11 protein-coding genes are annotated in these 12,291 nt (G+C 70.9%); 5 read left to right on the top strand and 6 right to left on the bottom strand.

The window, feature by feature from the left end:
- Nucleotides 1-494 (bottom strand): IS701 family transposase (locus ACFYOY_RS30075; RefSeq protein ID WP_388590647.1); only part of this gene is annotated, 494 nt, incomplete at its 3' end.
- Nucleotides 495-585: 91 nt separating this feature from the next.
- On the opposite strand from ACFYOY_RS30075, the gene ACFYOY_RS30070 reads away from it, so the two are divergent.
- Entirely contained in the window at nt 586-3,042 is a 2,457-nt protein-coding gene (locus ACFYOY_RS30070) for a GH92 family glycosyl hydrolase (protein ID WP_388590645.1), read from the top strand.
- Between the two features lie 4 nt (nt 3,043-3,046).
- Here the strand turns inward: ACFYOY_RS30070 and ACFYOY_RS30065 are convergent, their stop codons facing one another.
- Entirely contained in the window at nt 3,047-3,448 is a 402-nt protein-coding gene (locus ACFYOY_RS30065) for a DUF3662 domain-containing protein (protein WP_351885078.1), read from the bottom strand.
- A gap of 37 nt (nt 3,449-3,485) precedes the next feature.
- Nucleotides 3,486-3,788: a hypothetical protein gene (locus ACFYOY_RS30060; protein ID WP_388590643.1), complete on the bottom strand. Its 303-nt coding sequence runs from the start codon at nt 3,786-3,788 to the stop codon at nt 3,486-3,488.
- Between the two features lie 153 nt (nt 3,789-3,941).
- On the opposite strand from ACFYOY_RS30060, the gene ACFYOY_RS30055 reads away from it, so the two are divergent.
- Nucleotides 3,942-4,436 carry a MarR family winged helix-turn-helix transcriptional regulator gene (locus tag ACFYOY_RS30055; RefSeq protein ID WP_388590641.1) on the top strand — a complete coding sequence of 165 codons (495 nt, stop codon included), beginning with the start codon at nt 3,942-3,944 and terminating at the stop codon, nt 4,434-4,436.
- Nucleotides 4,437-4,534: 98 nt separating this feature from the next.
- Here ACFYOY_RS30055 and ACFYOY_RS30050 read toward each other — a convergent pair whose 3' ends face one another.
- The gene (locus tag ACFYOY_RS30050; RefSeq protein WP_351885086.1) at nt 4,535-5,383 is read right to left on the bottom strand and encodes a hypothetical protein; all 849 of its coding nucleotides are present in this window, start codon (nt 5,381-5,383) and stop codon (nt 4,535-4,537) included.
- Between the two features lie 247 nt (nt 5,384-5,630).
- Here ACFYOY_RS30050 and ACFYOY_RS30045 point away from each other — a divergent pair, with 247 nt between their 5' ends.
- Together ACFYOY_RS30045 and ACFYOY_RS30040 are read left to right on the top strand one after the other, a co-directional pair.
- Nucleotides 5,631-6,221: a TetR/AcrR family transcriptional regulator gene (locus ACFYOY_RS30045; protein WP_351885089.1), complete on the top strand. Its 591-nt coding sequence runs from the start codon at nt 5,631-5,633 to the stop codon at nt 6,219-6,221.
- Nucleotides 6,218-7,699: an MFS transporter gene (locus ACFYOY_RS30040; protein ID WP_351885092.1), complete on the top strand. Its 1,482-nt coding sequence runs from the start codon at nt 6,218-6,220 to the stop codon at nt 7,697-7,699. The genes ACFYOY_RS30045 and ACFYOY_RS30040 overlap by 4 nt, the downstream gene beginning before the upstream one ends.
- Here ACFYOY_RS30040 and ACFYOY_RS30035 read toward each other — a convergent pair.
- A complete protein-coding gene (locus ACFYOY_RS30035; protein WP_351885095.1) occupies nt 7,639-8,058 on the bottom strand; it encodes a Dabb family protein in 420 nt (139 codons plus the stop codon). The two genes, ACFYOY_RS30040 and ACFYOY_RS30035, sit on opposite strands and share 61 nt — an antisense overlap.
- Before the next feature lie 125 nt (nt 8,059-8,183).
- Here ACFYOY_RS30035 and ACFYOY_RS30030 point away from each other — a divergent pair, with 125 nt between their 5' ends.
- On the top strand, nt 8,184-8,846 hold the full coding sequence (locus ACFYOY_RS30030) for a TetR/AcrR family transcriptional regulator (RefSeq protein ID WP_351885098.1): 663 nt from the start codon (nt 8,184-8,186) through the stop codon (nt 8,844-8,846).
- Between the two features lie 46 nt (nt 8,847-8,892).
- On the opposite strand, the gene ACFYOY_RS30025 is transcribed toward ACFYOY_RS30030, so the two are convergent.
- On the bottom strand, nt 8,893-12,270 hold the full coding sequence (locus tag ACFYOY_RS30025) for a pyruvate carboxylase (protein ID WP_351885101.1): 3,378 nt from the start codon (nt 12,268-12,270) through the stop codon (nt 8,893-8,895).
- Between the last annotated feature and the right edge of the window lie 21 nt (nt 12,271-12,291).

The following is a 12,291-nucleotide window of genomic DNA, read 5'->3' as shown; positions in this document are numbered from 1 at the left end:
CGGCACCTTTCCCGGTCGTCTGTCCATGACGTCGGCAGATACAAGCGGCGGTCGATCAGCGTGCGTCCGCGGTCGGTGGCGTACGCGAGGAACACACCGATCTGGCTGTTCTCGGTGCGCCCGGCAGTGCCGGAGTACTGCCTTTGCACCCCGGCCGAGCGGATGCCCTTCTTGAGGAAGCCTGTGTCATCGACGATCAGAACGGCATCCCGGTCTCCGAGGTGCTCGACGACGTAGTCACGCACGTCGCCCAGGACCTCATCGGCATCCCACTCGATCCGGTTCAGTAAACGGTGGATGCGGTCGGGCCCCGTGTGTCCGGCTTCTTCCGCGAGTGTCCAGCCGTTCTTCCGCTCCAGCGGAGCGATGAGTCCCCGCATATAGGCCAGCGCCGACTGACGCGGCTCCTCCCGGCTGAACCGGTGCACGAACCGCTCGTGCACCGCACTCAGTTCCCCGGCCCACAACCTGACATCAGCAAGGTCCCCACCCATAACCGGACCAACGACCGAGCTGGTCAGCAGTCACGGCAAACACCGTTGCAGTACTAGGTTCACATCGACACACGGAAGGGCGTGATCCCCGATGGAGACGCACAGAGCGCGGCGAAAGAGACTCGGGCGCCGACCGGCGCTGGCCGGCGGGGGAGTGGCGGTGGCGATCGGCGCGCTGCTCGCCCCGCTCGTCGAGGCCCCCGCGGCGAGCGCGGCGCCACGGGCCGACGAGGTACGTCACCCCGTCGACTACGTGGACCCGCTGATCGGCTCGGCGGGCGGCGGCAACACCTACCCCGGCGCCAATCTGCCGTTCGGCATGATCGCCTGGTCGCCGACCAGCACCGCGGGCGACCAGACCAACACCGCGGCGGCCAACGGCTATTCCTACGACACCACCCGGGTCCGGGGCTTCAGCCTCACCCATGTCAACGGCGCGGGCTGCCACCCCGGAGCCGCGGGCGATGTGCCGATCATGCCGTTCGTGGGCGACGTCGACAGCTCGCCCACCGCCGATACCAAGGACCAGAAGTACGCCGCCGGCTTCTCGCACGACCGGGAGAGGGCCGAGCCCGGTCGCTACCGGGTGGGCCTCGACTCGGGCGCGGCCGCCGATCTCGCGGTGAGTGAGCGGGCCGGTGTCGCCGACTTCTCCTTCCCCCAGGACGCCCCGGCCCGTCTGCTGTTCCGCACCTCCAACTCCCTCAACGGCAGCGAGAACGCGCATATCGAGATCGACGCCCAGCGGCGCAAGGTCACCGGCTGGGTGCTGACCGGCGCGTTCTGCGGACGGCGCGCCAACGGCGGTGAGAACAACCGCACCACCTACTACCGCCTCTACTTCAGCGCCTCGTTCGACCGCGCCTTCTCCACCGTGGGCACCTGGGAGAACGACCGGCTCTCACCCGGCGCCACCACCGCCGACGGCGGCGAGGGCTATCTCACCGGCGCCGACCGGGCCGGGCTCGGCTCCGGCGGATACGTCGGCTTCGACACCACGCGGGACAACGATGTCCGGATGCGGCTCGGCATCTCGTATGTCTCCCTCGCGGGCGCCGAGGCCAACCTTCGCGCCGAGATAGCGCCCCGGGCGAGCGTCGCCGATGTGGCGGCGGCCGGACGGGCCGCCTGGGACCGCCGGCTGCGCGCCGTCCGGATCAGCGGCGGCAGCGAGCCGCGCCGCACCGCGTTCTACACCGCCCTCTACCACGCGCTGCAGCAGCCCAACCTGATCAGTGACATTGACGGCCGCTACCCGGGCATGGACGGCACACCGCACCGCGTCGAGCGTGGGCAGACGGCGCAGTACAGCAACTTCTCCGGCTGGGACCAGTACCGCGCCCAGGTGCAGCTGCTCGCCCTGCTCCAGCCCCGGGTCGCCGGGGACTTCGCCCAGTCGCTGTTCAACTTCGCCCGGCAGAACGGCGGGGTGTGGGACCGCTGGGTGCACATCAGCGGCGCCACCCATGTGATGACGGGCGACCCCTCCGCCGCCACGCTGGCCACCTTCTACGCCATGGGGGTACGGAACTTCGACGCCAAGGGCGCCTTCGAATCCCTCTACCGCCAGGCCACCGTCCCCCACCCCGACGGGCTCTCCGACAAGGGCTGCCCGGGACAGTGCGAGGGCCAGCGCCCGAACCTCGCCCAGTACCTGGACTCGGGGTACGCGGCGCAGGACGCCTGCCACTGCTGGGGCGGTGCCGCGGAGACCCTGGAGGACTCCGTCGCCGACGACGCGCTCGCCCGCTGGGCCCGGCTGCTCGGCCGGGAGAGGGAGGCCGATGAACTCGGCGCGCGCGGCGGCTACTGGCGCCATGTGTTCAACCCCGAGGCCACCGGCACGGCGGGCTACATCCAGGCCAGAAACCGGGACGGCTCCTGGGTGACCCCCTTCGACCCGGCGTCCGACCGGGGATTCGCCCAGGGCAGCGCGGCCACCTACACCTGGATGGTGCCGCAGGACGTACAGGGCCTCGCCGAGGCCATGGGCGGACGCGAGCGCGCGGCGGCCCGGCTGGACGGCTTCTTCCACAAGACCGACGGCTCCTGGTCGGTCCGCGGCGGCGATCCGCTCCGCTACGATCCCACCAACGAGCCGGGCATCCACGCCCCCTGGCTCTACAACGCGCTCGGGCAGCCCTGGAAGACCCAGGAGACGGTGCGCCAGATCGTCGCCACCGTGTACGGAACCGGGCCGAAGGGGCTGCCCGGCAATGACGACCTGGGCACCATGTCCGCGTGGTACGTGTTCGCGGCGCTCGGCATCTATCCCCAGGCCCCGGGGCGTGCCGAGGCCCTGCTCACCGGACCGCTCTTCCCCCGTGCGGTGATCGCCCCGGCGGGGCAGCGGGGCGCCCTGACCATCGGCGCCCCGGACGCGTCCGACAGCCACCTCTATGTGCACGCGGTCCGGGTGAACGGCAGGCCGCACACCACCTCATGGCTCGACGGCTCGTTCCTGCGCCAGGGCGGTTCGCTCTCCTTCGACCTGGCCGACCGGCCCGACACCACCTGGGCCACCGACCCGGGCGGGCTGCCCCGCTGACGTACTAGGCCGGCGCGTCGGCGAACGTGTCCGCGCGGATATGGGCCATGGGCCGGCCCGCCACCCGGTACCTGCCGTTGGGCACCCGGCCGGACCGGGACACATGCACAGTGAGCGGGCCGGCCCACTCATAGCCCTTGTCCTCCGCATGACGCACCAGCTGGTCCGTCAGCTCCTGTCCCACCTGACAGCCACGCCGGGTGAGCTCCTCATGGACCGCGTCGGCGAGCTCGATGTCATAGACGTTGGGCACGACCACCCGGGTCGGTCCGCACACCACGGCGTGGCTGTCGCATTCACGTTTGAGTGCGCCGAGGAGTTCGACGGGCTCGCTGCGGACCACCTTGGCCAGCAGCGATTCCTCCCAGCGCTCTATCGCCCGTTCCCATCGGTTCAGCGTCTGCATGCCCTCCCGCGTTCCCGATACGGATCACCTCATGCCCTCATCGGCGCCGCTCACCGTCGCCGCGGGTCCGCCGGAGCGTGAAGGTGTCCACGGGTTCGATGCGGCCGTGGAGCCCGGTGACCGCGTAATAGGTCACCGACATCGTGGTGGGGCCGCCCGGTTCGGTGCCGGGGTCGACGGAGAACGCGGCGAAGCCGTAGGGGTTCACCCGGTCGCGCACCGCCGACCACGGAGCCGCCTCCGTCACATGGACCGGAGTCTTCCCCGGCGGCTCACCCCCGACTCCGTCGATGTGGTGCTCGTGGTCTTCGGTGTCGTCGTCATGGGGCGAAGCTCCCATGCGCCCGCCGTCGCCCGACACCGTGGCGCCGTGAACACCGCGGCACGGCGGGCTACGGTCGGACGACCGGACGGCGAACCCGGACAACCATCTCGGTGGACGATGGCTGATGTCCGTTGCCAGAGGCGGTGGCGGCGCAGCACGCTGTTCCCTGTGAACGATCGGGACGAAGAGCTGCGCGGGCTGGACGCGGTGCTGCGGGAGCCGCGCCACTCCCGGTCCGGGCTGTACGGACCGCTGGTACGGGAGCGCTTCCTGGGCGGGCTGCCCGCGGATGTCACCCCGACCGGCTACCGGGTGGTGTGCTTCGTCGAGGCCAGCTCCCCGCCGGGCGCCGCCGGGTCCGACATCGCCGCCCTGCTGCTGTCCGACCGGGCCCGCGCCGTGCGCGTCGTCGACCGGCTGACGGCGGCAGGACTGGTGACCCGGGTACGGGACACCGTGGACCGGCGGATACGGAGGGTGGAGCTGACCGACGCCGGGGCGCCGCCATGTCGCGCTGGCGGCCGACCGGCGGACACGGCTGCTGGGCGAGGCCATCGCGGACTGGCCGGACGAGGATCTCGCCCGGCTGACGGAGTTCCTGGAGCGGCTCAACGCCTCCGTGGCGCGGCATCTGCCGGTGTCCGGCGCGTCCGACGTATCTGACGTATCTGACGCGTCCGACGGCCGGTGACACGGGGCCGGGGTGCCGCCGGCCCCCTGTCACCGCCGCGGGGGTGCTTCGCCGCGGGAGCGGCCGCCGGCTAAGCCTTGGACGCCTGGAAGTTCCGGAACAGCAGATAGGTGTCGAGGATGTCCGACGAGGCGCTCTCGACCGAGCGGTAGATGCCCCACTTGGGCCGCTGGTAGTCGTCCTGGTCCGGCATCTTCACATTGGACATGCTGCCCCGGACCGCGACCGGGGCGCCGGACCCGGTGCCGTTGCGGGCCACGAAGGCCGCCTTGCCCTTCGAGCCGATGGTGAGCGTCCACTCGATGGTGATCCACTTGTTGCGCAGCGGCGACAGATTGGTCGAGGCGATGTCCGGTGAGCCGGAGTTGGCGTACGCGCGGGCCCGCAGCGTTTCCGTGCTGCCGCTGCGGCCCAGGTCCAGGGTGATGTACGGACCGCCGTTGTCCGCCGGGGTCTTGGTCTGGAAGATATGCGTGAACTTGCTGGTGCCGTGCAGCGAGGTGGGCATGAACATCTCGTAGCTGATGGTCCATGTCTCACCGTCGCGCATCTTCAGGGTGGTGCCGTCCTGCACCATGCCCTTGGACTCGGTGCGCTGGCGGTCGCCGCCACCTGTGGTGTCCCGGTCGTCCTTCCAGATGTTGAAGCGGTAGTGGTCACCGCCCTCGACGACGACATAGTCCCGGTCGGGGTGCGCGTTGCCCCGGTCGGCCTCGATGCCCTCGAACGCCTTGAGCCCGGCGCTGGACGGGTTCGGATGCCAGAGCAACTGCGCGGCCGCGACCCGGGAGGCGGCGGAGGCCGGGGTGGCCCCCGAGGTCAGTTGCCCGAGGGCGATCGGTGTTCCGACGGCGGCCGCGGCCATCGAGCCGAGGACCCGGCGGCGGCTTAACGAGCGGGGAACGAGGGGTTCTGCCATGGTCGTTGACTTCCTTCCTGATCCGGTAAAGGAGTGGCGTGCTCATGGCGCACCACGCACATTGGACCGGACCAAATGGACCGTCAAGGCTCACGGGCGGTTCTTTACCTCAGAATGGAATTCACGTAGATGAACATGCATGCCCCTTTTTGGGTGCTTCACAGGTTCGCTGGTCTCTGATCGTGGTCATTCATTCGTCATTCTGAACGCGTAGACACTGTCTACTCCACTCTGGTAGACAGTGTCTATGGCTGAGCGTGAGCAGAACTCGGGTCTCCGGTCCCGATTGGTGGACGTCGGAGTGGAGCTGGTGGAGGCGGAGGGGGCGCAGGCGCTTTCGCTGCGGGAGATCGCCCGTCGGGCCGGGGTGTCCCACGGGGCGCCGCGGCGCTACTTCCCGACGCATCTGGCCCTGCTGTCCGCCATCGCGCGACGCGGCTTCGAGAGCCTGGCCGACCAGGCCGGTGAGGCGACCGCCGCTCATGAGGGCGATCCGCGCGGGCAGCTGACGGCTCTGGCGCGGAGCTGTCTCGACTTCGCGCTGACCAACCGCGGCATGTTCGAGCTGATGTTCCGCCACGATCTTCTGGAGAGCAACCAGCTTGGCCTGCGGGAGACGAGCCTCCCGCTGTTCGCCACCCTCGTCGACCTGGTGGCCAGGGTGCGGCAGGACTCCGGCGCGGAGCCGCGGATCGTCGCGGGCGCGCTGTGGGCGAATCTGCACGGCATCGCCCAACTGTGGGGCTGGGGCAGCCTTCAGCTCGCGGTGGGAGTGGATGACGCCGAGCCGCTGCTGCGTGCCGCGCTCGACGCACACCTCGGCCCGGAGGCCCGATGAGTGCCCCGCGTGCACGACGCCTCACCCTCGTCGGCAGCGTCACCGGGGCCGTGATCGTCGCCCTCGACGGTACCGTGCTGACCGTCGCCCAGCCACGGCTGCAGCGGGATCTCCATGCCACGTTCGCCCAGGTCCAGTGGACCAGTACCGGATATCTGATCGCCGTGGCGAGTCTGCTGGTGTTCGCGGGCCGCCTCGGTGACCGCTACGGCCATCGGCGCGTCTTCGCCATCGGGATGCTGGGCTTCGGCGCCGCCTCGGCGGGCATCGGGCTCGCGGGCGGCATCGGCTGGGTGATCGGGCTGCGGGTCGCCCAGGGGGTCTTCGGGGCGCTGCTGCAACCCGCCACCCTCGGGATGCTGCGCGCCGTGTATCCGCCCGACCGGCTCGGCAGGCCCCTCGCGGTGCGGACCGGCGCCATCGGGTTGGCGGCCGCGGCAGGTCCGCTGGTCGGCGGGGCGCTGACCACCCATCTGGGGTGGCGGGCGGTGTTCTTCCTCAACGTCGCGCCCGCCCTGGCCATGGGCCTGACGGCGCTCGCCGTCCGGGCCCCGGTGCCGCCTCGTGAGATCGCCCGGCCGCGGCTCGATCTGCCCGGCGCCGCTCTGCTCGCGGTGGCGCTGGCCGGGCTGGTGCACACGCTCGTCGGCGTCCCCGGAACCGGCTGGACGGCGGCGACCGCGCTCGGGCCGACGGCCGCCGTGGTGGCCGGAGGCGCCTTCGCGGGGCATGAGCGCCGCACGGAGCATCCGCTGGTACCGCCGGGTCTGCTGCGATCGGCCACCGTCGGCCCGGCGCTCGGCGTGCTGGTGTCCGCGTCGGCCGCACTGTTCGGGGCGCTTTTCCTCGGCACCTACTATCTGCAGGAGGTGCTCGCGCTGGATCCGCTCGCCAGCGGGCTGAGGGCGCTCCCGCTGGCGGTGATGATGGTGCTGGGCGCACCGGTGGCGGCGCTGCTGATGCGCCGTCAGGGATCCCGCCGGACGACGGTTGCGGGGATGGTTCTGGTGGCGGCCGGTGTGCTGCTGATGTCCCGTCTCGGCCGGAGCTCGGGCCCCGAGGCGATCGGCGGATGCTTTCTCGTGCTGGGCGCGGGTTTCGCCACCGTGATGGTCACCGCGACCACCGTCGTGGTGCGCGACGCGTCCGTGGACACCGCCGGGGTGGCGGGCGGGCTCCAGCAGACCGCCATGAACATCGGCCCCGCACTGGGGGTCGCGGCCTCGACCACGCTGATGAGCGTGGCCGGGTCGGGCGGCACCACCGGACGGCCGCCCGGCGACGGGCCGGGCTGGGCGGCCGATGCCTTCCTCTCGGCGATGGGGCCGGCGCTGACGGTCCTCGCGGCCGTGGCCGCGGCCGGTGCGCTGCTGGCCACCAGGCTGCCGGGCCGTGCGGCGGCGCGGCCACCCGGGGGTCAGCCGGTGGAAGAGCTCCCGGACGGGCCCCCGAGGTCGGATATCGCGTCGAGCGCCTGACCCCACTGCGGGTACATCGCCACCTTCCTCAGATGCATCCCCATGACCTGTTCGCCGAGCGCCGGGTCCATGTCGTCCGACAGCTGGAACGCCGAGAGCTTCGCGAGATGCGGAAGGATCTCGTCGTCGCCCGCGATATGCAACGGGTCGTGGAGATACCGGTCCAGTGCCGCCAGATCGGCCACCGCCGCGCAGTAGGCATGGGTGAAGCCCTCGGCCGAGTCGCCGAGGAACTGGCCGGCGGTGGAGAACGCGACCGGCTCCAGCGCGCCCGTACGGCGCATCGCCGCCAGAACCCTGGCCTTGTCGTCCTCGGTTGTGCCGTCCTTGAAGCTGAACCGCAACACGTTGAGCAGCATGGGGGGTTCCCCTCGTAGATGAACTGGCCGGTTCAAATTAATGTCCCATCGCGTCAATGGACAAGAGGGTTGGGAAATCTGAACCGACGAGTTCAGTACGGCCGGTTGTGAGATACGATGCGCTGATGACGGCAGTGACAGCCTCGTCCGGGCGGAAGGTCCCGCGAGGGCGTATCGACAAGCGGCAGGCGATCCTTGACGCCGCCTTCACCGTCTTCGCCCGCCGGGGCTACGGCCAGGCGTGTGTCCAGGACATCGCGAATGAGGCGGGTGTCGCCAAGCCCACGGTGTACAACCACCTCACCGACAAGGAGACCCTGTTCCGCCACGCCATGGAGGCCGCGGCCGACGCCGTGATGGCGGAGAACCTCGCCGTCGTCGAGCGGTTGCGCGAGCCCGGGGACGATCTGCGCGCCGCCCTGGAGGACATGGCGTACCGGATGCTCCAGGTGTGCTGCGGTCAGCGGTCCCGCGCCCTGCGGCGGCTCACGTACGCCCAGGCGGCCGACTTCCCCGACCTGATCGAGATCGTCCAGGGGCGTACGGCCATCCGGCTCGCTGAGGCGCTGGCGGACCGGCTGGCCCGGCTGTCGCTGGCCGGGCGGCTGCGGCCGGGCGATCCGGCGCAGGCCGCGGAGCAGTTGCTCGCGCTGCTCACCGGTCCCATGGAAGCGCGGTCCCGGCTGGGCACCCGCAAGGTCTCCGCGGCCGAGACGCGCACGGTCGCCCGGTCCGCGGTGGACACGTTTCTGCGGGCATACGAAGCCGCCGCCACCGAGCACCCCTGACCCGAGGGCCGGGGACCGGTGGCGGCGGCTCGCCGCCGCTGTCGGCTCAGCCGAGGGCGACCAGCAGATCGCCGCCTTCCACCTGCTGGATCGCGCTGATGGCGATGCGCGACACCGTCCCGCTCTTCGGGGCCGCGATGGTTGCCTCCATCTTCATCGCCTCGATCGTCGCCACGGTGGCACCGACCTCCACCTGATCGCCCTCGGCCACCGCCAGCGTCACCACACCCGCGAAGGGCGCCGCCACATGGCCGGGGTTGCTCCGGTCGGCCTTCTCGGTGGCCGGTACGTCGGAGGCCGCCGAGTTGTCCCGCACCTGGACCGGGCGCAACTGCCCGTTCAGCGAGGCCATCACCGTGCGCATACCGCGCTCGTCGGCGTCGCCGATGGCCTCCAGCTCGATCAGCAGCCGGACCCCGGGCTCGAGGTCCACCGTGTACTCCTGCCGCGGGCGCAGCCCGTAGAAGAAGTCCTTGCTGTCCAGCACGCTGGTGTCGCCGTGGGCCTGCCGGTGCGCCTCGAACTCCTTGGTCGGACCGGGGAACAGCAGCCGGTTCAGCGTCGCCCGCGGATCCTTCTCCAGCTGCTCCCGGTCCTCCGTGGACAGCTCCGCGGCCGTCGGCTTGGCGGCGGCGCGGCCCTCCAGCGCCTTGCTGCGGAACGGCTCGGGCCAGCCGCCCGGCGGATTGCCCAGCTCGCCGCGGAGGAACCCGATGACCGAGTCCGGGATGTCGTACCGGCCCGGATCCGCCTCGAAGTCCTCCGGCGACACCCCCGCCCCCACCAGGTGCAGCGCGAGATCGCCCACCACCTTCGACGACGGGGTGACCTTCACCAGATGGCCCAGCATCCGGTCCGCGGCGGTGTACATCGCCTCGATCTCCTCGAAGCGGTCGCCGAGGCCGAGCGCGATGGCCTGGGTGCGCAGATTGGACAGCTGACCGCCGGGGATCTCATGGTGGTACACCCGCCCGGTGGGCGAGGCGAGGCCCGCCTCGAACGGTGCGTAGATCTTGCGCACGGCCTCCCAGTACGGCTCCAGGCCGCCGATCGCCTCGAGGTCGAGCCCGGTCGGCCGGTCGGAGTGGTCGGTGGCGGCCACGATCGCCGACAGCGACGGCTGGGAGGTGGTCCCGGCCATGGAGGCCACCGCGCCGTCCACCGCGTCCGCACCGGCCTGGACGGCCGCGAGATAGGTGGCGAGCTGACCGCCCGCGGTGTCATGGGTGTGGATGTGCACCGGCAGGTCGAACTCCCTGCGCAGCGCGGAGACCAGCGTGGCCGCGGCCGGGGCGCGCAACAGCCCCGCCATGTCCTTGATGGCCAGCACATGCGCGCCCGCGTCCACGATCTGCTCGGCGAGCCGCAGATAGTAGTCGAGGGTGTAGAGCTGCTCCGAGGGATCGGACAGGTCGGAGGTGTAGCAGAGCGCCACCTCGGCGATGGCCGAGCCCGTCTCCCGTACCGCGTCGATCGCGGGCCGCATCTGCCCGATGTCGTTCAGCGCGTCGAAGATCCGGAAGATGTCGATCCCGGTGGCCGTGGCCTCCTGTACGAAGGCGGTGGTCACCTCGGTCGGATACGGCGTGTAGCCCACGGTGTTACGGCCGCGCAGCAGCATCTGCAGACAGATGTTGGGCACCGCCTCGCGCAGCTTGGCCAGCCGCTCCCACGGGTCCTCGGCGAGGAAGCGCAGCGCCACGTCGTAGGTGGCCCCGCCCCAGCACTCCAGCGACAGCAGCTGCGGCACGCTCCGCGCCACCACCGGGGCCACGGCCAGCAGGTCCCTGGTGCGGACCCGGGTGGCCAGCAGCGATTGATGCGCGTCCCGGAAGGTGGTGTCGGTGACACCGATGGTGGGCGACTCGCGCAGCCATCGCGCGAAACCCTCCGGGCCCAGCTCGGTGAGCCGCTGCTTGGAGCCGGCGGGCGGCTCGGTGTCCGGCACCGGGGGCAGCTTGGCGGTCGCGTTGATCAGATGGGGCCGCTCGCCGTGGGGCTTGTTCACCGTGACATCGGCGAGATAGGTGAGCAGCTTGGTACCGCGGTCGGCGGAGTGACGCGCGGTCAGCAGATGCGGCCGCTGCTCGATGAACGACGTGGTGACCTGCCCGGCCCGGAAGTCCGGATCGTCCAGTACCGCCTGGAGGAAGGGGATGTTCGTGGATACGCCGCGGATGCGGAACTCGGCCACCGCGCGCCGGGCGCGGCCGACCGCGGTCGCGAAGTCCCGCCCCCGGCAGGTCAGTTTGACCAGCATCGAGTCGAAGTGGGCGCTGATCTCCGCGCCGGAGTGGGTGGTGCCACCGTCCAGCCGGATGCCCGAGCCGCCCGGTGAGCGGTACGCGCTGATCATCCCGGTGTCCGGGCGGAAGCCGTTGGCCGGGTCCTCGGTGGTGATGCGGCACTGCAGCGCCGCACCTCGCACATACACGGTGTCCTGGGCGAGGCCGAGGTCGGCCAGCGTCTGACCGGCGGCGATCCGCAGCTGCGACTGGACCAGATCGACATCGGTGATCTCCTCGGTCACCGTGTGCTCGACCTGGATCCGCGGATTCATCTCGATGAACACATGGCGGCCCTCGCGGTCGAGCAGGAACTCCACCGTGCCGGCGTTGCGATAGCCGATCTGCCGGGCGAACTTCACCGCGTCCTCGCAGATCCGCGCCCGCAGCTCCGGATCGAGGTTGGGCGCCGGCGCCAACTCGATCACCTTCTGATGGCGCCGCTGCACCGAGCAGTCGCGCTCGAACAGATGGATGACGTCGCCCTGCCCGTCGGCGAGGATCTGCACCTCGATATGGCGGGGCTCCACCACCGCCTTCTCCAGGAAGACCGTGGGATCGCCGAAGGCGGACTCGGCTTCCCGCGCCGCCGCCTCGATGGACTCACGCAGCGTCTCCCGGTTCTCGACCCTGCGCATACCGCGCCCGCCACCACCGGCGACGGCCTTGACGAACACCGGGAAGCCGAGCTCGTCCGCGGCCCGGACCAGCTCGTCCACATCGGTCGACGGCTCGGAGGAGCCGAGCACCGGCACCCCGGCCGCCCGGGCCGCGGCCACCGCGCGCGCCTTGTTCCCGGTGAGCTCCAGGATCTGCGCGCTGGGCCCCACGAACGTGATCCCCGCCTCCTCGCACGCACGTGCGAGATCGGGGTTCTCGGACAGAAAGCCATATCCGGGATACACGGCGTCCGCGCCCGCGCTGCGCGCCGCGCGGACGATCTCCTCGACGGAGAGATAGGCCCGCACCGGATGGCCCGGTTCACCGATCTCATACGCCTCATCGGCCTTGAGCCGATGCAGCGAGTTGCGGTCCTCATGCGGGAACACGGCTACGGTTCTCGCGCCCAGCTCATAGCCGGCGCGGAAGGCGCGAATGGCGATCTCTCCACGATTGGCGACCAGCACCTTGCGGAACATGCCCGATCCCTTCTACCTGCC

The sequence above is a fragment of the Streptomyces sp. NPDC007875 genome (genome assembly GCF_042868035.1).
GTDB classification, from domain to species: Bacteria; Actinomycetota; Actinomycetes; order Streptomycetales; family Streptomycetaceae; genus Streptomyces; species Streptomyces antimycoticus.
Note: the sequence above shows the minus strand (reverse complement) of the source record. Positions and strands in the feature narration are given on the sequence as shown.

What these genes read in the sequence shown, in the direction of transcription:
- ACFYOY_RS30030 (WP_351885098.1), top strand. Translation starts at nt 8,184, where the DNA reads ATGACGGCAGTGACAGCCTCGTCCGGGCGGAAGGTCCCGCGAGGGCGT.
- ACFYOY_RS30025 (WP_351885101.1), bottom strand. Translation starts at nt 12,270, where the DNA reads ATGTTCCGCAAGGTGCTGGTCGCCAATCGTGGAGAGATCGCCATTCGC.
- ACFYOY_RS30065 (WP_351885078.1), bottom strand. Translation starts at nt 3,448, where the DNA reads ATGCAGACGCTGAACCGATGGGAACGGGCGATAGAGCGCTGGGAGGAA.
- ACFYOY_RS30035 (WP_351885095.1), bottom strand. Translation starts at nt 8,058, where the DNA reads ATGCTGCTCAACGTGTTGCGGTTCAGCTTCAAGGACGGCACAACCGAG.
- ACFYOY_RS30045 (WP_351885089.1), top strand. Translation starts at nt 5,631, where the DNA reads ATGGCTGAGCGTGAGCAGAACTCGGGTCTCCGGTCCCGATTGGTGGAC.
- ACFYOY_RS30070 (WP_388590645.1), top strand. Translation starts at nt 586, where the DNA reads ATGGAGACGCACAGAGCGCGGCGAAAGAGACTCGGGCGCCGACCGGCG.
- ACFYOY_RS30040 (WP_351885092.1), top strand. Translation starts at nt 6,218, where the DNA reads ATGAGTGCCCCGCGTGCACGACGCCTCACCCTCGTCGGCAGCGTCACC.
- ACFYOY_RS30060 (WP_388590643.1), bottom strand. Translation starts at nt 3,788, where the DNA reads ATGGGAGCTTCGCCCCATGACGACGACACCGAAGACCACGAGCACCAC.
- ACFYOY_RS30050 (WP_351885086.1), bottom strand. Translation starts at nt 5,383, where the DNA reads ATGGCAGAACCCCTCGTTCCCCGCTCGTTAAGCCGCCGCCGGGTCCTC.